Below are 21,300 nucleotides of genomic sequence, written 5' to 3'. Positions count from 1 at the left end.
TTAGTCCTGAGTATTGAGTACTACTATTGAACACTCGATACTCAGGACTAAAGACTAAAGACTCAATACTAATTATTGAGCTTACTCTTCTTAATACTATACGTGAAGTAAATCACCACACCAATGGCCATCCAAGCAATCAAACGAATCCAGGTGTCGCCGGGCAATGTAGCCATCACGCCAAGGGATGTGAGGATACCCAGGATGGGCACTGCGGGGAAAAATGGTGTTTTGAACGGACGTGGTATTTCGGGGCTCTTGTAGCGCAGCATCAGCACGCCGGCACACACCAGCACGAAGGCGAGCAAGGTGCCGATCGATACCAGTTCGCCCAGCAGGTTGATGGGAAACAAGCCGGTGATGATCATGGCCAAACCGCCGGTGACGATGGTGGTGATGTAGGGCGTTTTGAATTTCGAGTGTGTTTTGCCAAAGCTCTTGGGCAAGAGGCCATCGTTGGCCATGGAGAAAAAGATGCGCGACTGACCGATCAGCATCACAAGGATTACCGAGCTCAAACCGGCGATAGCGCCAATCTTGATCGGTGTTCTCAGCCACTGCAAGGCACTGCCTGCTGAGTCAACGGCCACGGCAATGGGAGCAGCGGTGTTCAGTTCGGTGTAGGAAACCATGCCCGTCATCACAAAGCCTACGGTGATGTAGAGCACCGTGCACACAATGAGCGATCCGAGAATACCCCACGGCATGTCGCGTTGCGGGTTCTTCACTTCCTGTGCCACAGTCGACACGGCGTCGAAGCCGAGATAGGCATAGAACACAATGCCCGAGGCGCGGAAGACGCCGCTCCATCCAAACTTGCCGAACACGCCGGTGTTCTCAGGAATGAACGGGTGCAGGTTGTCCATTGACACATAGCTGAGGCCGAAGCCGATGAACAGCAGGATCACCGTTACTTTGATGACCACAATTACGTTGTTGAAGTTCGCCGACTCGCGGATACCGATCACCAGCAACACGGTGATGACGGCGATGATGAACATGGCGGGGAAGTTCACCAGGCTGCCCGTTTGTATCCACTCGTGCGTCGCGGTGTCGTAGATGAATGGCGCGTTGCATAGTCGTTCGGGAATCACGATGCCAAAGTCTTTGAGAAAACTCACGATGTAGCCCGACCAACCCACAGCCACAGTGGCTGCGCCGAAGAGGTATTCCAATATCAAATCCCATCCAATGATCCAGGCGATAAATTCACCGAGGGTAGCATAGGCATAGGTGTAGGCACTTCCCGCAATGGGGATCATCGAGGCAAATTCGGCATAACAAAGTCCGGCAAATCCGCAGGCAACGCCCGCCACCACAAACGAAACGATGATGGCCGGCCCGGCATAGTTAGCCGCCGCCTGGCCGGTGAGCACAAAGATGCCGGCGCCGATAATGCCGCCCACGCCGAGCATGATGAGGTTGAATCTTCCCAAAGTCCGCCGCAGGCCAACAGCCTTGTCAGTCGTTTCCTGCATCAATTGCTGAAGCGGTTTTCTAATCCAGATATTTGCCATGTTAATGAGTTTTGTAGCCGTAGCAACTGCAAACCGCTTTTTCGCGTCTGCCCGGGCCTGAACCCGCCACGGCCAGCCCGTTTGCGTCCATGCGGTGTTGGCCCGAAGTTCCAATTTGCGTTGCTCACAAAGTAAACCAAATGTTTCATTTCTGGCTAACCGCCACAAAAAATAATGGTCCCATGCCGCCCCAGCTGGGGGAATGTCAGCGTAATTCAGAGGCTGGTCTATGGGTTAGATAGATAGGTCGCACTCCTGAAAAAGATCACCCTATGCGAGCGCGCACGTTTCGTTTATTTCTTTCCGGATGCCGCGGCCACATTCTTGCGGCTCTTGCCATGACGCACCACGTTCATGGCGCCGTGTGTGGCAATCTTCACCCAATAGCTGAACACCGATTTTGTGGCGATGCGCTCCTGCTCTATCGGCGCCGTTGCGTTTTCCTTGTTATGTCTCAACACAATGCCATCGGCCAGCAGCGTGAGCAAACTGCTGCCGAGATTTTTCTTCTCGGGATCGTTCTTTGAAAATATTTCGAGGTGCAGATTTTTATAGCTCATCGTGGCATTGCCCACAGCCTTGTTGCGATCGGCAATCACATCGAACTGCAGGCCTTCGAGGTAGCCCGACCTTATTTCCAGGGCCTGGGCGGGAACGATGATCTGGTTTAGCACCGTGAGGTCGAAAGGTTTCAGGTCTACCTTCAAGCCAAATTGGGTGGGCGAGAGGTACGTGTATTTCAGATTGATTTCACCTTTGTCGTAGAGACGCGTGGAGGCATTCAGTACCATGCCGTCCGATAGATAGTTGTCGGGGCCAAGGCTGGTGGCGGCGAGGTTTATTTTGTGAAGTTCCACCACGCCCTCGCGGTGGGTCTTGTCGGATGTTTCGCGGTATTGTATAAAGCCTTCACGCACGTTCAGTTGCTTCACGTGCACCGCTGGCGACATCATTTCGTGAAGTAAAAACGGTTTATCTTTCAACGTTCCGCTGGGCAACTGTTTGTCTTTGCTGATGTGCAGTGCAAACCGGTCCACATTCATGGCCTGCGCCACCAGCTTCTTCCGCTCCAGCAGGCTGTCGAGGTTAAAGCCGGTGAGGGCGATATCGTGCAATTCGCCAGTCAACAAACTTGCTGACACGTTCAGGTTCTTCACATACGCATCTTGTGGGGTGATGGTGAATAGTTTTACCGCGATCTTGTTTTCTTCCACATCCAGTCCGTCTACACGGAGCACGGCCTTCTCGGTGTCGAACTTGCCGCCTTCGAGACGCACACTGCGGTGTGGCGTGGTCAGACTGCCGTGCAGTTTGGTGAAGCGAAACGTCTGGCCTTTGGCGGTAGTCAGGGTGCCGTCGTACGCCGCGAACTTGTCGACCACATCGGTTGACAGCGGTTTTGATGATTTGGTTTTTTCTTTTTTTGCAGGCGACGGCGCGTGGAGGTGAATGATTGGTCGATAGACAAACATCGCGCCGATGTGCGGCGATTTTTCATGCGGCAGAACGATGCCTCGAAGCGACACGCTGTCGGTCGTGAACAGAGGTTGGTCATCCTGTTGCACGGTGGTGCCTGCCAGCGTCACATACGCAACGGTGGTGGCATGGTCTTCCAGTTTAATTTCACCCAGCATGGCCGACGTCAATGCGATGTCGTGATTTTTGTGGTGCACCTTTGCGTTGGTGATGCGGCTCTTGCCAAAGAAGTCGAAGTCCATCGAGGCCACACGCACGTCTGTTTCCGGTTTCTGATAGTGGATGTTGTCGATGCGCCCAATCACGTGCTGGTAGTGCATTTTGCCTTCCTGAAAACGGATGCCCCGGCCCGAAAGCTCTTTGGCGTTGAAGGCGATGTGCTGGTCTTTCATGTGCACGTCGGCTTCCAGTTTCCCGATCTGGACGTCGTTCACCACGAGCGATATATTTTTTTTTGGTGTCGCCGGTTTGTGCACCTTGCCTGCGGGCAATCGTCCTTTCACGGCCAGCGACTCGATGCGTATCGTTTTCGATTCCACACGACCCAGTGCTTCGGTATCAAACACATAGTCGTTGATGCTAAGCGACTGGCCCACGGCCATAAAGGTCTTCCACTTCAAATCCAACGCGCCAAGGGAGAGCCTGGTTTTCGATAGCAGAAGGCCCTTCACCTGAAGGTGCGTGCTGTCTTTTGGGTTGTCATACAACACACTGCCGGCGCGGAAATAGGCGAGCTTCGACCTCAGCGTCGACAACGAAACGTCGGTGAACGCGCCCACATCGAGGCTGGCATCTTTCAGAATCATGTTTTTTTTGCCGTCGGCATAGCGGATGTTGGCGTGCTTCACGTGCAGGCCACCGATGTTCATGTCGAGGGTTTTCTTTTTGGTTTGTGTGGTGTCGCGGCGGGCAGCCGATAATTTCGGGAACAGGTTGAGGTAGTGTGGAGTGATGGTGATGTCGGCATTTTCGAGCGTGAGCGATGCGAGGTGAAGCTTCCGGCTAAACACAAAGTCGATCAGCCCAAACCGGCTCACGTCCACGCGTTCGCATTCCATAAACACTTTGTTGGCGGCATTGTCCACCAGGGTGGCGTGTGTGATGGAAAGAAAGTGGCCGCGCAAAAACAACAGGTCGTCGCAGTGCAGTGTCACGTTGTTGTTGAGTTTGATAGACGTTTCGTTCAGGTCTATTCGCAAACCATCCACCAGCAGCGACGATGTGTCGGGGCGCACCTCAAAATTGCTGAGGGCCAGGTCCACGTGCGGCAAGTGTGTTTTGATAGAGTCCTTGTAATGATGCAACGTGAGGTCAATGTCGGCGTCCGACAGAATGGCGCTGTCAAGATGCGCTTCTCCAAACACTTGCTCCAGAATTTCCTTAATCGGATGTTTCACCTTGTGGGCTTTGCCATCCAGGTGCAGGCTGCCGGTGATGCGGGGTTGCTGAATGTGAATCTTCTTCAGCTTGTAGCGCTGGTGGGCATAAAGCTCCTGGTAATCCAGCCCCTGAATGAGCACCGACTTTCCTTCGATCTTGATTTTTGAATGGCTCACCGTGTCGGCCGATTCCAGCACGAGGTCGTGAAATTCCAGAAAGTGTTCGGGATATTTAAATTCAATTTCAGAAAACGAGAGGTTAGTTTTCCCAAACATCATTTGCTGGCCTTTCAGGTTCAGGCGTATCTGGCTGCTGTCGCTGAGCTGCTTCATGTTCCAGTCGCGCACCATGAAGTCGATAAGGCTCAGGCTGATCATGTGCTGTCCTTCTTTCTCAATGTGCACGGCTCCGCGCCGGAGGGTGAACGACTTGATGAGAAACTTGTCCAGCACGGCTTCAATGGCGGGGAAAATTTTTACAAGGCTGTGGGCCACCTGCTCGCGGTGTTGTGTGCTGTCGGGACTGCCCGCCGTCATTTTCAGTACGGGCTCTTCGATGGCTAGTTTTTCAATCACCATCTGTCCCGTGCGCAGCAACGACCGGAGCGATCCGGCTTCGGCTTCCACCAGGGGTATCGTTACCGACTCCACACCTTTTGCATCGGCCTTCTCCGTTTTCACCAGCGACACATTCTTCAGCTCAAAATGAAGCTTCGACAAATCCATTTTTGCCTTGCCGATCACCAATTTGTATTGCCCGTGTGTTTTAGTTTCTACCAGTTCGGTGAGCGAATCTTTAAAGTTGATGAGGTTATAATAGCGAAAAGCCACCACAGAAATCACCACAAGGACGATCACGATCGACGCCACCAGGATGATTTTCTTTTTCATAACGAGAGAATTTGATATTAAGAATAATCTATTTTTTGTGCTGCGTGTTTTTTAGAAAAAGAAACCAAGGCTGAAATTTCCGAGCAGGGTTTTCTTCTCACTGTCCAGGGTCGCGGATACGGATATCGGACCGATGGGACTGTTGTAGCCCAACGATGCCCCATAGCCCAATCGCCACAACGTTCCCAGCAAATCGCCGTTCGGTTGATATGTGTCTTGAAACCAGTCCATGGGATGTTCGATGGTGACGTAGTTTGCACCGGCGGTGAAAAATACATGCGAGGTCAGTTGCCATTGCACATCGAGCTTGGCCAGGAAGTAGCTCGTCAGCGAATAGTCAAAGTTGCCGGCGCCATAGAAAGCATGCGAGTTCACAATGCGGGGTCTGAAACCACCGAGGTAGGTGTAGCCAATCACCGAAGTTTGAAGCTGGTCGCTTGCGATGTTAGACCACGCCAGGTGCGAGTCGGCGATGATGGAGAGGCGCTTGTGCACCGGAAGAATTTTCAGGTAGCCCACATCCACCTGCAAAAACGAAGGCTGTGTGGCTCGGGTGGCAAACTGAATGCTGTCGTCGCGATAGGCTATTTTGCTGGACGGGTTGAAGTATTGTGTGAGCGTAACAAATCCCTTCCCGCCTTTTCGGGGATAGAATGGACGTTCAAGATTGTTGTGCTGAACAAAAAGCTGCACATCGGTGGCAGAGCTCTTAATGTACTGGATGTTCAACGTGAACGGGTCGGCAATCTTGGGTTTCAGGTCGATAAAGTTCTGGGTCAGGTTGAGGCCAATGGTCCGGTTGCTCACGGCTGTGGCAAACAACGTTCCGGTGAGTGCATATTGATGGATGGTATAGAGTTCGCTTTTAGAATCGGCGCCTTTCACGGCGGGAGAGAAGCTGCTGAACACACCGTTGAACATGCCCGCAGCATTTTGTTTCCGGCCGATGTATTTCAGGTAGTTGAGATTGGCTCGTGGAAACTCGGCCAGGTCAATTTCCACAATGGCGCGCGAGGCCGGCAACAGGAAGTTGCGCAGCGTCACGTTCAGATTCACGCCCGCCTTGTTTTCGGTGTCGTAGTGCACGGCCGCTTTTATTTTTCCGGTGGGTGCTTCGGCCACATTCACCACGAGGTCGTAGCGGTCGTTTTGTTTTTTGAGTTGGTAGCCAATGGTGTTGAAGTAGCCCGTGCCATAGAGCAGTTCAATCCGGCTTTCAATTTCATGCGCAAACACCGTGGAGTTGTTTTCGATGCGCAGGTTTCCTTTGATGAGGTCGGTCGATATCGTTTCATTTCCCTCCACCCGAATCTCGCCGATCACGTAGGCATCGCGCAACACAGGACGTTGCAGGGTAGCTTGCGGCCCAAAGGCGTTCAGTGAGTCGGCCAGCTTGCGGAAGCGCGGCATAAGTTTTTGCCCCATCGCCAACCCGAGATCAATAATGGCCTTCGAATCTTTGAAGCTGCCCGTGCTGTAGGCGCCGAGTTCGGGTTCTACATAATAGTCCACTTTTTCTTTTTGCTTCCGCGTGTCATACGCGCTCAGCACCCACGACGATTGAAAAAGTATGGCGATAAAGTTCTTTAGTTTTTCTTTTTTGTTCAGGTCGCTGCTCACGAACACACCAATCACAATGTCGGCCCCCATGTCGATCACTTCCTGCACCGGAAAATTCCGGACCAGTCCGCCGTCCACCAGCAGCGTGTCGTTGATCTCCACGGGTGTGAAGACGGTGGGGATGGCCATGCTGGCGCGCAGGCTTTGGGCGAGGTTGCCTTTATGGAGCACGACGGGTTGACCCGTAGAGATGTCGGTGGCCACACACGAAAACGGGATGGGAAATTGACGGAAGTCGTCGATGTCGTGCACGGGTCGCGTGAGGTCAAACAACAACTCGTCCAGAATCTCGCCTTCAATGATGCCGCCGGGCAGACCCACTTTCAGTTTCTTCTGCAGCGGAAGTTCCAGGATGTAGCGGCCATAGTAGGGCTTTTCTTCGATGGCGATTTCGTCGAGGGGAATCTTGTTGGTGAGCACGCCATCCCAATCGATGGCCGTCACGATTTCTTTCAGGTCGTCGGCCGAATAGCCGATGGCGTAGAGGCCGCCCACGATGCTGCCCATGCTGGTGCCGGTAATGTAGTCGGGGCGAATGCCGGCTTCCTCCAGGGTCTTCAGCACGCCGATGTGGGCCATGCCTTTGGCACCCCCGCCACTAAGCACCACCCCAATCTTGGGGCGGCGCGCGCCTTGTCCATAGCCAACGGTGGCCATGACGGTCGTCATCAAACAACAGAGAAAGAGAAGCCGGGGGGTCATGTACGAAAGATAGTGCATTACCCCCGGGTTTTAAAGAGGTGTCAGTGTGCGGTCAGTTTCTCCAGAAGCCACGCCGTCATTTTTTCCTGCTGCTCCGGATAGGTCCAGTGACCGGTTTCCAACGCCAGCAACAGAGATTTGGGTGCTGTCACAGAATTGTAGGCGGCATACATCGATGTGGGCGGACAGGTTTCGTCATTAAAGCCCCAGCTAAACCACGCCGGCTGTTTCAGCTGCTTCGCGAAATTCACCACATCATAATACCCACACGTTTCAATTTTTTCTTTCTTGTTGTTGAACGCGATGTTGTTCGTGTCAAAATAATGCGGCCATCCACCGGCGCGATTTTTCAGATAGCCAGTCACATCACACAATGCCGGATAGAATGCTCCGAGACATTTCACGCGCGGATCAAGCGCGGCCGTGATCACCGACAAGGCGCCTCCCTGGCTGCCGCCGCTCACCGCCAGATGTGTGCCGTCGAATTGGGGCAGGCTCACAATAAAATCATTGGCGCGTACGCAACCGAGGTAAACACGTTTGTAATAGAAGCGGTCGCGGTCGTCGAGGTTGTAGTTTTGATAGCCCTTCAAAGCGCCGTTGCCCAGCGATGTATACACGGCAGGGTCCATGTTCACAGGAATGCCGTGGATGCCGATCTCGAACACGATCACGCCCTTGTCGGCCATCACCACATCGCCGTTGTAGGGCCGCACGCCGGCACCCGGAACTTTCAGCAATGCCGGATACTTGCCTTCTTTTTTGGGCACGCACAAAATGCCATAGAGGCGTGTGCCCTTCGCATAGTTCTGAAGGTTCACATGATAGACGTTCACCGTTTCGGTGCAACGTTCGGGCAACAGGGTGAGACGCGCATCCATCGGCACGGTAGCCAGTTCGGTTTTTGCCTTATCCCAGAACTGCACAAAGTCGGCGGGAAGTTCAACGGTAGGTTTAAGGGTCAATGGTTCAAAGCCTGCGGTGGCCAGGTTGCGATAGCTCACACCATCCACGATTGCCGTCACCGTGCAGCGCAGAAAACCGGCGCTCTTCAGGGTTCCGCCGTCCAGCGTCAGCTTGCCGTCTTTCAGCAGCGCCGAATCTTTTTTGACCGTCGTCATTTTTTCAGGGCCGATTTCGTAATACACTTTCACGTTCTTCAACGGGTTGCTGTTCTCCAGCACGGTCACATCAAACTTCACGTTCTCGCCGTTCTTGTAAGTCCAGTCGCTGTGGTTGGGTGCTACCAACACTTTGATGAGTCGTTCGGCGGGTTGCGCCAAGGCGGTGCCCGCGCAGAGCACAAATAATAGAAGGAGGGAGATATAGTTTTTTCTCATGGGTCGGGATGATTGTTATTTTCCGGATTGGCTAGAGCGATTTCAAATATTTCAGGCTGGCGGGCACCTGTGTTTTCACGGCGCTGCTTTCGTCTTCAATATAAAAATGTTCGATGGCCGATTGCTGTGCGGCTTTAATCACTTCGGCAATGTTGATCTGCCCGGTGCCGAGGGCCACATCATTTTCCGGCGACGTGCCGCCCGTGAAATCACCCTTCACACCCTTGCGCAGATCTTTTACGTGCATGAGTTTGAAGCGCTTCGGATATTTCTTGATCAGCTTGGCGGGGTCCTGGCCGGGATGAAACGCCCAGAGAATGTCCAACTCAAAATTCACGTAGGCTGCATCCGTGTTGGCCACGAGGTAGTCGAACAACGTTCCATTTTCGTACGCCACAAATTCATAGCCGTGGTTGTGATAACAGAAGCTGAGGTTGAACTCATCTTTCAGCACCTTGCCGGCCGCGTTAAAGGCATCGGCCGTTTCTTTGATGAAGGCCGCGTCTACGGTCCGGTTTTCGTGTGGCACCCACGCCACCCGCACAAACGAAGCACCCAACGTTTTGGCATTGGTGCCCACTTCGCGGGTTTTGTTTTTCAGGTCGTCGAAGCTCACGCCAAACGACGAGCAGTGCATGCCGCGGGCATCGAGAAGTGCGCGCAGTTCGGCGGCGGTTTTGCCAAAGAGATTCGAAAACTCAATGTCGGTTATGCCCAGCGTTTTGATCGTGTCTAACGTGAGGGCCACATCAATTTTAAAGCTGTTGCGATAGGTGTACGAAACAATGCCGGGTGTGTTCTTCAGGGTCTTGCCAAAACGCTGGGCGCCCGCGAGAAACGAAACCGATACAAAAAGCAAAAGGACAAATGTGTGTTTCATGGGTTGTTGTAGTCTATAGGTAGTTTATTCTTTTTCAACTTGTGCGATGTCCACCCAATAGTAATGGCTGGTAGAGCGGTCTTCGATGCCCACGTTGAGGAACGTAGCAAACTCTTTCAGACCCAGAATGAGGTCGCGCTTGCTGGTGTGGGTGAGCAGGTCAAGCGTGTCGTCGTTGTCAAACACGAGAGTTCCGGTGTAGTCCGTCCAGTTCACCGTGCGCGACTGCACGATGGTATTTGCCCGCTTGGCATAGTTGCCCTTGGTGATGAGGATGCGGTCGGCGGCGTTGAATCGTTTTTCTTCTTTATCGAATGCCACGCCGGCCACCGACAAATAGTCACGACAAACTTTTTTCTGCAAATCAATTTCTGTCACATACCGCGTCGTGAAAATGATCACACAGAGCAACACCAGCAGCACACCCCACACGGGATGCGATTGTACGATGAGCCATATTCCGGCAAGCGCCAGCACCGGGGAAGCAATCTTCAGGCCCATGGGAAAATAGGGTATGGTAATCTTTTTCATTACGATAGACGGCAAAGCGGTTAGGGTACCCTTGAAAGGTAATAATTTTTTTAGGGCTTAACCCGGATTTTGTACACAAGCGGCCGGAAGGAACGGCATCGTGGAAGGCGCACGAACAAATCGATTGTGATGGAAAAAATCCGCTACGGAATGTAAGGGTCAAACCATGATTTGAGCGTCGCGCGGGCGTGTTGGCGGCTGGAACATTACGATTTTTGTGATAGCTTAGCCGTTCAAAACCTATGCGTTAAACGTGACGCTGTGCGCGTTAAAAAAAACCTTTGCCGGACTATGCTGGAACCGTTCATTCAATACCTCTTTCTCATCATCGCCATTCTGTTGCTGGTCATGCTGGCGCAGAAACTGAAGATCGCCTATCCCATTGTGCTGGTTTTGGGTGGGCTGCTGCTGAGCATCTTGCCGGGCATTCCCGTGATGAGTATTGACCCCGAACTGATCTTTGTGATTTTTCTGCCACCGCTGCTTTACGAAGCGGCGTGGAACACGTCCTGGAAGGAACTGTGGCGCTGGCGTCGTGTCATTTCCAGCTTTGCGTTTCTCATTGTCATTGTCACCTCCTTTGTGGTGGCGCTGGTGTCGAGCGCGGTCATTCCCGGGTTCACGCTGGCCTTGGGATTTTTACTGGGAGGCATTGTGTCGCCCCCCGATGCAGTGTCGGCCACGTCGGTGTTGAAATATGTAACGGTGCCGCGCCGGGTGTCTTCCATCATCGAAGGTGAAAGTTTGTTGAACGATGCCTCAAGCTTGATCGTGTTTCGGTTTGCGCTCATCGCTGTAGACACCGGGCGTTTCATTTTTCACGAAGCGGCCGTGAGCTTTGTTCTGGTCATCGCCATGGGCATCGCGGTGGGGCTGGTCATCGCGCTCATCTACTACGCCATTCATAAGTGGTTGCCCACAACGGTTAATATCGACATCGTGCTCACACTCACGGCACCGTATGTGATGTATGTCACGGCCGAGGCGTTTCATTTCTCGGGTGTGCTCGCGGTGGTTAGTGGTGGTCTCTTTCTGTCTATGCGAAGTCATTCATTCCTAAGTTATCGAAGCAGGCTGCGGGGGAGCAACGTGTGGTCTACACTGGGCTTTGTGCTGAACGGTCTGGTGTTCATGCTCATCGGTCTGGAGTTGCCTGTGATCATCCAGGAGCTGGGATCAATCAGTGTAGCGTCTGCCATTGGCTATGGCGTTCTTATTTCTGTGGTGCTCATCGTCACCCGGTTGTTGTGCACGCTGTTTGCGTCCTACTTCACGGTGTTCATCAGCCGCTACATCACCACGGCCGACAACCAGCCGGGATGGCGGGGGCCGCTTATATTAGGGTGGGCGGGCATGCGGGGTGTGGTGTCGCTGGCGGCGGCCTTGTCTATTCCGCTCTACCTCACCAACGGTGAAATGTTTCCCCAGCGCAACCTCATTCTCTTCATCACCTTCACCGTCATCCTTATCACCCTGGTGCTGCAAGGCCTCACGTTGCCGCTCATCATCCGGTGGGTGAACATGGAGGATCGCGACAATGCGCTGCCTCTTGAACAACAGGAATCCATACTGCGTAAAAAACTTGCCGTGCAAATTCTACAAACCCTCGACGGCGCGCACAGCGAAAAAGTGAAAGTCAACTCCCGTCTGCAACACCTGAAAGACCGGTTCGAACGCGACACAAAACATGTGGAGGGTACCGACGATCCCGAGCAGGACGAATACCGCCAGATCTATCTGCAACTGCTCGAACAACAGCGCGACCTGCTCGACCGCATAAACAAAGACGACACCACCGACGAAGCCGTGGTGCGCCGGCATCAAAATCTGCTGGATCTCGAAGAAGAAAAGATCCGTTCCTACTACGACCGCACTGAATAAAATATGGAGACACTTTCAATTCTAAATGCCCTTCGCGAGGTGCAGACGTTGCTCGTCATACTGGAGACGATGGAGGAAAAAGACAGGCAGGCGGCGGGTGACTCGTTCGATGGATTCAGCACCATGCTTGTTGTGAGCTACCACACGGTGAAGCTGAAGCTTTTTCTCGATCGCAAACTCCCCAAGCAAGAAAAACATGCTTCTGCCGTATATTTGCAGGTCACCTTCGAAATAGAAAACGATCGCCTGGTCTATGCAGGTCTATACTGCGAAAAACGCGAACAGGAGGCAAGGGTCGAGGACTTCATCAAACAGAACACACCGCCGGGTGGCTACACTTGGAATACCTCTGCCAAACAATCAACCTATTCCGAAAGCGTGACCCGCTACCTCACCATCGCCGACACCATTGCCAAGCAGGCGCACCACTGCAACGCGGGCGACGACTATCGCCCCGGCTACTTCAGCGAGATTGTTGTGGAGGAAGACCGTGTGGTGCTGAAACAAATCAATCATTGGAACTCCCGCTCCATCGACCACCGAAACGACTACACGCTGCGCGACCTTGAGTTCGACATCCCGATCACCGGTGTTGCAAAAGCACCTTCTTTTCAGGACGAAACCATTGGCGATATGCTGGTCTATTTCTTCGATCGTTCGTCAGAAAACAACAAGGGCTGCGGAAATAAAATAAAGGAACAGATTGAAGCGGCAAAGCGTGAATTCACGAAGTAGGTAGTGGCGCCGAAAATCATTTCGTGCCAATACCCTTAACTTTAAACTCCTGGTGAAGCTGGTAGCGTACATCGCTTTTTGTGATGTCGGCCTTCAGCACATCTTCGCACCAGAAATAAATTCTCAACGTCATTTCACCATCTTTCACACTGTCGACCAACACCACGGGGTCGCGTTTTTTGAGAATGCGGTCGGTGGAGCGGATCACTTCTTTGATGAGGGCGATCACGGTTTCTTTATCGTCCGAGGTGAGCACGGTGAGCACAAGGTCGATGCGTTTAAAGGTGTTGCCGTGTGTCCAGTTCACAATATGTTGTGAAAGCACATCTCCGTTGGGAATGATGATGTCGGCACCGTCGGTGGTGGCCAGCGTGCTGGAACGAAGCCCGATTTCTTTTACACGCCCGGCGTGACTTCCTACTTCTACCGAATCGCCCACTTTGAGCGGACGGTCAAAAATGAGAATGATGCCCGACACAAAGTTGTTGACAATGTTCTGCAAGCCCAAGCCAATCCCCACACCCAATGCACCGAGCACGATGGTGATCCGGTCGACTGGCAGGCCCGAAGCCGACACGGCCAGCAGGTAGCCGGCGCTCAGCACGATGAGGCGCGTCATCAAAAGTTTTGAGCGGTGTGCAAGACCTTCGCCGTCGTCGTCGCCGATGTCGCCCAGCACATAGCCCACATAACGTTGCAGGAAGTGGGCGAGCCAGATGATGAGGAAGAACAACAGGATGCTGCCAAACGTGAACGTGGTGCTGCCGATGTTGTGCGTCTCATTCAACAAGGAAGACAGGTTGTTGAACAGGGTGTCGTACAGGTTCAGGTTGGTCGTGAACACAATGAGCCACATCACGACCACAATCCACAGCAGCGGCTTGCGAAAGTTGTGTACGATGGGCGCATGATCAAACGCGTTCTCCAACGCATTCTTCACACGGCTGGTGTGAATTTGCAGCAGGAGCGCTTCAATAAGAATCTCCACAAGCGCCGACAAGCCAATGACTTGCGTCACGGCAAACACGGACGTAGCGCCCAGCATTTGCGACAATGTGATGCGTCCATAGATGTTAAAGATGATGGCCAGCACGTGCAACCCGATCTGCAAAATCAAAACGATCTTCAGGAAGCGTCGCAGTTGAATGTTGGCCGGCAAGGCTTTCAGGAACAGCCACGCCAGTCCTGCGCCCGCCACATTCATGGCAATGATGAACAGCCGTTGCCACACCGACGGCACAATGATGTGACTGGTGACACTGAACAATAGGAACAAAACCACCACACCAAGCCAATAGGTGAACAACGTGCGCGGCCACTGCTTCCGGTAAAGAAACGTGAGCGCGATCAGCAACAGGAGCTGCACCGATTGCACATAGGCCGCCGGCGCATGCAGGTCGAAGAGCGGCGCAATGGTGAAGATCACGGCAAATGTGGAGGCGATGGGCTGGTGTGTCACATACGTGATGTCGTAAGGCTTCAGGGTATCCACTTTACCTTCGCGTTTCAGAATGCGCAGGTTGCGCACCACCCACCACAGAAATGCGATGCCGATGAGGTAGCGCACAAATCTGTTTTCGGCCGAGGTGGTGAAATATAAATTCAGGGCGGTTTGGTCGCCGAGCAAAATTTCGCGGAGGTTCTGTTTTTCTTTGGCCACGGCAGGGGCGTGTTCCCAGAGGTAGTTCACCTCTTTCGAAAACACGGTCTTGCTCGCCATGCTCAGTTGGTTGTCGAGCCGGCTCATGAGTTGTGCCGAGAGGATGGAGCCGGCCGAGGCTTGTGTTTTAAAAGCGTTCACGGTGGTGAGGCTGGTGCGCAGCAGGCTGTCGGTGACGCGTCGTTTGGCGCGAAGGCTTTGCAATTGAGGCAGAAATTTTTTGCGTGCAACCGAGTCGCGAAACAATTGGCGAAGCACCGTGTCTCGACGGAATGATCGCATTTGTGTACGCAGGGCTTCAAGGTCGGTGTAGCGTTCTTTGAAATCTTCATTATAGTGTCGCAGGTCGCGTTGCACATTTTCCAGGAGAATCTTCAGCATCTCGAGGTTGCGCAGGTTCAGCGTCTGGTCGTAAGTAGAAAGACTTTTGTTCACAAACTGAATCACGGTGTCGCTCTCGCGCAGCTTCAGGCCCGTGATCATAATTTCGGGACTCAGTTTGGTTTCGCCCTGAATGGAATCCATGCGTTGATAGGCGCTCTCCAGGTGCAACATGAATTCGGCCGACGTGGCGCTGGCCGAATCGGCAAACAAGGTCATGGCATTGCCGCGATCTCTTCGGTAGGTTCGGCCCGAATCGGACCGGTCTTTGGGTTGTTGTTGTGAAAAAGCGATGGTGGCGGTGGCCAGCATCAACAGGGAAATAAAAAAAGTTTGCTTGCCGTATCGGATGAGTGCCGTCATGAAGTACTAAAAAATTAGGAACGGGCAAAGGTAGAACGAAATTGCTGAAGAGGGAATTGCCGGTTTCTGAAATCAAATTCCGCCGGACCGGAAATGCGGGGCCACGAATGGAAGTTATCCGCCATAAACGGAAAGGACTAAAACCGTTCCCGAAAAATAAAAACAGCGCTCCCCGTTTTGCACACGGTAGCGATAGAACGGCCGCGATGGATTAGTTTGCACGCAGTTTGCAGAAGAGGGTGCACAGCACAGGAGCATGAGAGAGATTCAGGCATTCAAAGCTTTTCAAAGCCGGAACTACCGGCTCTATTTTTCAGGACAATCGGTTTCGCTCATCGGCACATGGATGCAGCGCACCGCCGTGTATTGGCTCGTCTATGAAAAGACGGGGTCGTCGTTCATGCTGGGCACGGCCGTTTTTGCCACCCAGTTTCCGTCGTTTCTGCTCTCTATCCTGGGTGGCGTGGTTTCCGACCGCTACAATCGCTACCGGGTGTTGTTGCTGACCCAGGTAGCGTCTTTGGTGCAGGCCTTGTGTGTGACCGGGCTCATCCTGTCGGGCCACTATGAAGTGTGGCATATTCTCACGCTCAGTGTGGTGCTAGGCATCATCAACGCCTTCGATGTGCCGGCACGGCAAGCCATGGTCTACGACATGGTGAACAATAAAGAGCACGTGCCCAACGCCATCGCCCTCAACTCGTCTATGGTGCACCTGGCGCGCCTCATCGGCCCGGCCTTGTCGGGCATTGTGTTGGAGAACCTTGGTGCTTCGGTATGTTTCTTCATCAATGCCTGCAGCTTTCTGGCGGTGATTGCTTCGCTGCTGTTTATGCGCCTGCCGGTCTATAAAAAAACGGAGCGTCTCAACAACGCCATCACCGACCTCAAGAATGGATTTGTCTATTTGAAGGAAACACCGGCCATCAGCAGGGTCATGCTCATGCTGGCCCTCATCAGTTTGTTGTCGTTGCCCTATGTCACGTTGTTGCCTGTCTATGCCAAGGAGATCTACCACGGCAGTGCGGCTACGTTTGGGTATCTGAACAGTTTTGTTGGACTCGGTGCCATTGCGGGCGCGTTCTTTCTGGCGTCGCTAAAGCCGGGCACGGAGCTGAAACGCATTCTGTTTGTGAATACGCTGTTGTTTGGCCTGGGCCTGCTCACCTTTTCACACATTTCCAGCATGCCACTGGCCATGCCATTCCTGGTGCTGACGGGGTTCGGCATGATGTCGCAAACCACCATCAGCAACACGCTCATTCAAATGGCGGTGGTGCCTGCCATGCGGGGGCGTGTCATCAGCTACTATGCCATGGCCTTCTTCGGCATGCAGCCCATTGGCAGTCTGCTCATCGGGTCGTTGTCGCACTATGTGGGAGCAGCCAACACGTTGCTGTTGCAAGGTGCCATCACCCTGTGCATCGCCCTGGCCTTCATGCCCTTTTTGCGCCGCCGCGAACTGAAGTCGTCAGAAAAGATGAAGCTCGAACAATTGAAGGAACGCTCTGTGGAAACTACCGGCTGATCTTCTAAAGAAATTTTACAACGCACCACCCAGACGCACGTCATGTCAGATACGTTTTTAGCGAGCCTGCTTCTCGCCCCTGTTCCAGTAAAAGTAGAAGGGCAGACCACTGGCCATGAGCGCTAGGCCAATGAGGGCCTCACGCGGTTTGGACACCAGCGTGATGGTGATGAGCGCGATGCAAAACAAAATAAAAATGGCCGGCACCACGGGGTAGCCCCACGCTTTGTAAGGACGGGGCACGTCGGGCATTTTGAAACGAAGCACAAACACGCCCAGTGTGGTGGCACCATAGAAGATGAAGGCGGCAAACACCAGCATGTCCGTTAGCTGATCAAAGCTTCCCGAAAACACCAGCAACGACGACCATACCGCCTGAATCCAGATGGCTTTGGAGGGAGTGTTATACTTGGGATGGATGTAGGCCGCAGCCTTGAAAAACATACCTTCTTTCGCCATGGCATAGTAGAGTCGGGGAGGCCCCAGCAACGTGGTGTTGGTGCATCCAAACGTGGTGAGCAATATGAGCAATGCGATGAACAACGCCCCGGTCTCGCCAAGAAAATGTTTGATCACGACTACGGCCGCGATTGTGTTTTGCGATTTGTGAACGGCCACGATCTCGTCGATGGGCAACACAAACAGGTAGGTGAAGTTGATACTGATGTAGACGAGCATAACAAACGAAACGCCGAACACCAGGGCGAGAGGAAGGTTACGATTCGGATTTTTTATTTCACCGCCTATATACCCTGTGGCCGTCCACCCTTCATAGCCCCAGAACGCGGCAAGCATGGCGGCGAAAATGCTTTGAATAAACGCGCTGTCTGTCCACGAGCGTTGCACGAACCCAGTGGCGGGCGTGGTGAAGTTTGCCCAGCTGCCACCCCCCAGCGTGAGCCCCAGCACAATGATGAGGAAGATGCTGCACACCACAATGATGGTGACGCCTTTGCTGAGCCCCTCGCCAAATTTGAGACCGATATAATTATTGTAGGACAACACCACGATGAGCAACACCGTGAGCGACTTCACACCAAAGTTGTCGAACGGCGTAAACACGCCCATCACCGAAATGCTGGCCCACGACTCCGGCAATTCCGGAAGCGCGACCAGCGCATTGAACGAGTGCGCAAACACATAGGCAATAGACGCCGCCGCTGCCGAGCGTATCACGGCAAAGGCCGACCAGCCAAACAGGAACGCGAAAAACTTATTGTAGATTTTACGGAAGTACACATACTCCCCACCCGAATCGGCCAGCAACCCGGCCACCTCCGCATTGCTTAACGCTCCACACAGCGTGATGAGTCCTGCCAGCACCCAGCAAACCAACACCAGATCGGCCGACAACAACTCGGACGACATCGGCGCCACCTTTTTGTAAACGCCCGACCCGATAACGGAACTGACGGTGAGAATGAAGGCAGAAAACAATCCGAGCGAGCGCACAAGTTGTCCCTGTGTTTTTTCCGGCTGAGCCATAGCGTTTGTGGTGGTTTAGGGTGAGCACGCCACCTTCCCCAGGCGACGATGGTGCTATCGGGAGGTAAAATATCCAGAATTGATGAATTATGTGTTGACACGGTGGAGAAAGTTTGCACGCGAAGGGTTTGGTGACATGAAGTTCGATTCGCATATTGTCGTCATTCGCTCATGAAAAACATCCTGCTCACCTATCTGCAACGTTTTGGAAGCCTTTCCGAAGAAGACCAGGAAATTATTCTGGAGGCCTTTCGGCAAGAGACTGTGCGCGAGGGCGACTATCTTTTTGAGGGTGGTCACGTTTGCAAGGAGATGTTTTTTGTTTGCCGCGGCGTTTTGAAGATTGTGATGGTGCGCGAACAAGGCGAACGTGTTGTTCATTATTTTCTAAAGCAAAATCAGTTCTGCACCATTTTGCAAAGTTTCAAACAAGGCGTCGTGGCCGAAGAGCACATACAGGCGGCCTGCGACGGCGACGTGCTGCGCATCACCAAAGCAGAGTTGCAAAAGCTCTACGAAAAAATTCCCTACCTCGAAGGCCGCATCGAACACATTATTCAACAAGGTTTGCTCGACAAAGTGAAACTGCGGAACCTCTACCTGGGTCATCCTTCCCTCGAACGTTATGCCTTGTTCATGGAACATCAAGCCGACATCGCCCGCCAGGTTTCCCTTGCCGACGTGGCCGCCTACCTGGGCGTGACCCAACAATCGTTAAGTCGCATTCGCAGAAATTTTAAGTAGCCTTGTTTCTTATTTACCATTTGGTAAACCGTGACAGCGGTGGCATCCGGAATTTTGTGCCGAAAAAAACAGAAATCATGGACACAAAAGGAAAAACATCGCCGCTGGCCGGCAAGAAAGTTGTTGTGGTGGGCGGAAGCTCGGGGTTGGGACTTGCCACGGCAAAAGCAGTGACAGAAGAAGGTGCACGCGTGGTGATTGCATCCAGCAACCGCCAGCGTGTCGACGCGGCCCTCGCCCAGTTGCCCGCCAACAGCAAAGGTCACACACTCGACGTGACAAACGAAATTGAAATCAAGGCGTTCTTCGAAGCCGTGGGAAAATTTGATCACCTCGTATTCACGGCAGGCGAAAACATAAGCCTGAGTCCGATCGATTCAACGGAGGTTGCGTTTGCCCGAAACTATTTTAGCATACGCTATTGGGGAGCGTTTCTGTCGGTGAAATATGCCCACCCGTTCATTCAACCCGGTGGATCGATCACACTCACCAGCGGCATCGCCAGCGCGCGTCCCGGAAAAGGATGGTCGCTGGGGGCAAGCATCTGCGGCGCCATGGAAGGATTTATGCGCGCCATGGCGGTGGAGTTGGCGCCTATTCGCGTAAACATCGTATCGCCCGGCGTGGTCCGCACCGACCTGTGGAACAGCATGAGTGCTCCCGACCGCGAAGCCCTCTACACGGCGGTAGGGCAATCGTTACTGGTGAAACGGGTGGGTGAGCCCGACGAAGTGGCGCAAACTTATTTGTATCTGATGAAGCAACCCTACAGCTCGGGGCAAGTGATTGTGGTGGATGGAGGCTCGGTGCTGGTGTAGCATTAGGCTCTGTTATCCGGGGCGATCGGCTTTTCTCCGCTTCTTCTTAAACTCCACCAGCGGACCCGACAGCCGGTTGGTTGTTCGGATGTAATGGCTAAGCCAGACATACCGAACCACTTTCCGGCCCGATCGCCGGAGGCCAACCTCTTCGTCTTCCAACCGGGTGATGAGTTCGCTGCGATTGAACTGGATGAGCAGGTGCGAAACCGTGGCCGCATCAACTTTGGTGGTGTGTTCAAGGTCATGACACACCTGCTCGATGGTGAATGCTTCGCGGTAGTTCAGGATACATTCCAACACCTGCAAGCGCAAGGGGGTAATGGTGATTTTTCGCCGGTTCAGCATCGTTTCTAAAAACTCGCGGTGTATGGGCATGACAATGAAAGTTGAATGGTCATGACAATTACGGCTCGTCTACTGAAACGACTTTGCAGTGGTATTATTTTTTTATGACCGAAGACCTCAGGCGCGGGCCTTGAGCACACCCCTTCGAAATTCGGACGGGCTTTTGCCGCGGTGTTTTTTGAACATCCGGTTCAGGTGACTTTCGTCGGTGAAGTTGAGCTCGGCCGCGATTTCGTTCATGCGCATGTCGCTGTATTGCAAACGGATTTCGGCCAGCTTCAGCTTGTAGACGATGATGTATTGCTGCAAACTTTGGCCCGTGAGTTTTTTGAAATATTCACTGATGTAGGTAGGGGCCACGTTGAAACGGTCGGCAATTTTTTCGGCCTTAAGCGATTCGGGCAGGTAGATATGCTGGTGCACATAGTTGACCATCTCCTGCGAAAGGCGTTGCTGTGTTTGCAGCGGCTTGATTTCAGGAAGCATAAGCGCCAGGTTGCGGGCCACGATGGTGATGAGCGTGTTGACCAGCTGCTGCACCAGTTCGCGGTGAAGTTCTTTCTGGTTCACCTGCTCGCGAATGAGGCCTTCCACCAGGGCACGCACCAGCATCTTGTCGGGTTTGTTTTTGAGAATGCAGCCGGGCAGGTGACTGTTGTTTTGAAAAATGAACTCCAGCCGTTGCAGCCATTCCTTGTTCTGATTTTTCAGGTACACGTCGGTGAACCTTATGAAGAAGAACTTCGAAACTTTGGTGATCTCGAACGCATGCGTGTCTTGTGGCATCAGCAAAAACATTTTGTCGGGCCCGAATGGCATCTTGTTTTTGTTGATGGACTGCACGCCCGTGCCGTCCAGCACATAAACCAGTTCAAAAAAGGTGTGCCGGTGCTCCACGATGGGGCACTCTTTTACTTCCACATACTCCATATCAAAAGGAGCGTAAAGATTCTCGGTTTGCATGATCCTGCAAAAGTACCGGCAAAACCCATAATAATACAAGAGATGCCCCGTGTTTTGA

The 21,300-nt window shown here is 53.0% G+C and carries 15 protein-coding genes; 5 read left to right on the top strand and 10 right to left on the bottom strand.

What is annotated here, in order from left to right:
- Positions 1-68: 68 nt before the first annotated feature.
- The 6 genes from JI741_RS04450 to JI741_RS04425 all read right to left on the bottom strand — a co-directional run bounded on the left by JI741_RS04450 (position 69) and on the right by JI741_RS04425 (position 10,336).
- Entirely contained in the window at positions 69-1,517 is a 1,449-nt protein-coding gene (locus tag JI741_RS04450) for an amino acid permease (RefSeq protein ID WP_202007770.1), read from the bottom strand.
- A 293-nt stretch (positions 1,518-1,810) separates the two neighbouring features.
- A complete protein-coding gene (locus tag JI741_RS04445) occupies positions 1,811-5,263 on the bottom strand; it encodes an AsmA family protein (protein WP_202007769.1) in 3,453 nt (1,150 codons plus the stop codon).
- A gap of 51 nt (positions 5,264-5,314) precedes the next feature.
- Positions 5,315-7,603, bottom strand: coding sequence for a patatin-like phospholipase family protein (locus JI741_RS04440; RefSeq protein ID WP_202007767.1), 2,289 nt, complete (start codon positions 7,601-7,603; stop codon positions 5,315-5,317).
- Between the two features lie 23 nt (positions 7,604-7,626).
- A complete protein-coding gene (locus JI741_RS04435) occupies positions 7,627-8,925 on the bottom strand; it encodes an acetylxylan esterase (RefSeq protein ID WP_202007765.1) in 1,299 nt (432 codons plus the stop codon).
- 31 nt (positions 8,926-8,956) lie between these two features.
- On the bottom strand, positions 8,957-9,805 hold the full coding sequence (locus JI741_RS04430) for a sugar phosphate isomerase/epimerase family protein (protein WP_202007763.1): 849 nt from the start codon (positions 9,803-9,805) through the stop codon (positions 8,957-8,959).
- Between the two features lie 24 nt (positions 9,806-9,829).
- A complete protein-coding gene (locus JI741_RS04425) occupies positions 9,830-10,336 on the bottom strand; it encodes a hypothetical protein (protein ID WP_202007761.1) in 507 nt (168 codons plus the stop codon).
- Positions 10,337-10,627: 291 nt separating this feature from the next.
- Here JI741_RS04425 and JI741_RS04420 point away from each other — a divergent pair, with 291 nt between their 5' ends.
- Positions 10,628-12,217 carry a Na+/H+ antiporter gene (locus JI741_RS04420; protein WP_202007759.1) on the top strand — a complete coding sequence of 530 codons (1,590 nt, stop codon included), beginning with the start codon at positions 10,628-10,630 and terminating at the stop codon, positions 12,215-12,217.
- Positions 12,218-12,220: 3 nt separating this feature from the next.
- Positions 12,221-12,952, top strand: a complete 732-nt coding sequence (locus tag JI741_RS04415; RefSeq protein WP_202007757.1) for a hypothetical protein — start codon at positions 12,221-12,223, stop codon at positions 12,950-12,952.
- Between the two features lie 16 nt (positions 12,953-12,968).
- Here JI741_RS04415 and JI741_RS04410 read toward each other — a convergent pair whose 3' ends face one another.
- Positions 12,969-15,356: a mechanosensitive ion channel family protein gene (locus tag JI741_RS04410; RefSeq protein WP_202007755.1), complete on the bottom strand. Its 2,388-nt coding sequence runs from the start codon at positions 15,354-15,356 to the stop codon at positions 12,969-12,971.
- Between the two features lie 256 nt (positions 15,357-15,612).
- On the opposite strand from JI741_RS04410, the gene JI741_RS04405 reads away from it, so the two are divergent.
- On the top strand, positions 15,613-16,884 hold the full coding sequence (locus JI741_RS04405; RefSeq protein WP_202007752.1) for an MFS transporter: 1,272 nt from the start codon (positions 15,613-15,615) through the stop codon (positions 16,882-16,884).
- A 57-nt stretch (positions 16,885-16,941) separates the two neighbouring features.
- Here JI741_RS04405 and JI741_RS04400 read toward each other — a convergent pair whose 3' ends face one another.
- Positions 16,942-18,369 carry an APC family permease gene (locus JI741_RS04400; protein ID WP_202007750.1) on the bottom strand — a complete coding sequence of 476 codons (1,428 nt, stop codon included), beginning with the start codon at positions 18,367-18,369 and terminating at the stop codon, positions 16,942-16,944.
- A 171-nt stretch (positions 18,370-18,540) separates the two neighbouring features.
- Here JI741_RS04400 and JI741_RS04395 point away from each other — a divergent pair, with 171 nt between their 5' ends.
- Both JI741_RS04395 and JI741_RS04390 read left to right on the top strand, forming a co-directional pair.
- A complete protein-coding gene (locus JI741_RS04395; RefSeq protein ID WP_202007748.1) occupies positions 18,541-19,113 on the top strand; it encodes a Crp/Fnr family transcriptional regulator in 573 nt (190 codons plus the stop codon).
- A 77-nt stretch (positions 19,114-19,190) separates the two neighbouring features.
- On the top strand, positions 19,191-19,931 hold the full coding sequence (locus JI741_RS04390; RefSeq protein ID WP_202007746.1) for an SDR family oxidoreductase: 741 nt from the start codon (positions 19,191-19,193) through the stop codon (positions 19,929-19,931).
- A 12-nt stretch (positions 19,932-19,943) separates the two neighbouring features.
- Here JI741_RS04390 and JI741_RS04385 read toward each other — a convergent pair whose 3' ends face one another.
- Together JI741_RS04385 and JI741_RS04380 are read right to left on the bottom strand one after the other, a co-directional pair.
- The gene (locus tag JI741_RS04385; RefSeq protein ID WP_202007744.1) at positions 19,944-20,309 is read right to left on the bottom strand and encodes a hypothetical protein; all 366 of its coding nucleotides are present in this window, start codon (positions 20,307-20,309) and stop codon (positions 19,944-19,946) included.
- An 87-nt stretch (positions 20,310-20,396) separates the two neighbouring features.
- Positions 20,397-21,242 (bottom strand): AraC family transcriptional regulator, encoded by an 846-nt coding sequence (locus tag JI741_RS04380; RefSeq protein WP_202007742.1) that lies wholly within the window; start codon positions 21,240-21,242, stop codon positions 20,397-20,399.
- Positions 21,243-21,300: the final 58 nt, after the last annotated feature.

It is taken from the genome of Chryseolinea lacunae (assembly GCF_016735595.1).
Classification (GTDB): domain Bacteria; phylum Bacteroidota; class Bacteroidia; order Cytophagales; family Cyclobacteriaceae; genus Chryseolinea; species Chryseolinea lacunae.
Note: the sequence above shows the minus strand (reverse complement) of the source record. Positions and strands in the feature narration are given on the sequence as shown.

What these genes read in the sequence shown, in the direction of transcription:
- JI741_RS04450 (WP_202007770.1), bottom strand. Translation starts at nt 1,517, where the DNA reads ATGGCAAATATCTGGATTAGAAAACCGCTTCAGCAATTGATGCAGGAA.
- JI741_RS04445 (WP_202007769.1), bottom strand. Translation starts at nt 5,263, where the DNA reads ATGAAAAAGAAAATCATCCTGGTGGCGTCGATCGTGATCGTCCTTGTG.
- JI741_RS04440 (WP_202007767.1), bottom strand. Translation starts at nt 7,603, where the DNA reads ATGCACTATCTTTCGTACATGACCCCCCGGCTTCTCTTTCTCTGTTGT.
- JI741_RS04435 (WP_202007765.1), bottom strand. Translation starts at nt 8,925, where the DNA reads ATGAGAAAAAACTATATCTCCCTCCTTCTATTATTTGTGCTCTGCGCG.
- JI741_RS04430 (WP_202007763.1), bottom strand. Translation starts at nt 9,805, where the DNA reads ATGAAACACACATTTGTCCTTTTGCTTTTTGTATCGGTTTCGTTTCTC.
- JI741_RS04425 (WP_202007761.1), bottom strand. Translation starts at nt 10,336, where the DNA reads ATGAAAAAGATTACCATACCCTATTTTCCCATGGGCCTGAAGATTGCT.
- JI741_RS04420 (WP_202007759.1), top strand. Translation starts at nt 10,628, where the DNA reads ATGCTGGAACCGTTCATTCAATACCTCTTTCTCATCATCGCCATTCTG.
- JI741_RS04415 (WP_202007757.1), top strand. Translation starts at nt 12,221, where the DNA reads ATGGAGACACTTTCAATTCTAAATGCCCTTCGCGAGGTGCAGACGTTG.
- JI741_RS04410 (WP_202007755.1), bottom strand. Translation starts at nt 15,356, where the DNA reads ATGACGGCACTCATCCGATACGGCAAGCAAACTTTTTTTATTTCCCTG.
- JI741_RS04405 (WP_202007752.1), top strand. Translation starts at nt 15,613, where the DNA reads ATGAGAGAGATTCAGGCATTCAAAGCTTTTCAAAGCCGGAACTACCGG.
- JI741_RS04400 (WP_202007750.1), bottom strand. Translation starts at nt 18,369, where the DNA reads ATGGCTCAGCCGGAAAAAACACAGGGACAACTTGTGCGCTCGCTCGGA.
- JI741_RS04395 (WP_202007748.1), top strand. Translation starts at nt 18,541, where the DNA reads ATGAAAAACATCCTGCTCACCTATCTGCAACGTTTTGGAAGCCTTTCC.
- JI741_RS04390 (WP_202007746.1), top strand. Translation starts at nt 19,191, where the DNA reads ATGGACACAAAAGGAAAAACATCGCCGCTGGCCGGCAAGAAAGTTGTT.
- JI741_RS04385 (WP_202007744.1), bottom strand. Translation starts at nt 20,309, where the DNA reads ATGCCCATACACCGCGAGTTTTTAGAAACGATGCTGAACCGGCGAAAA.
- JI741_RS04380 (WP_202007742.1), bottom strand. Translation starts at nt 21,242, where the DNA reads ATGCAAACCGAGAATCTTTACGCTCCTTTTGATATGGAGTATGTGGAA.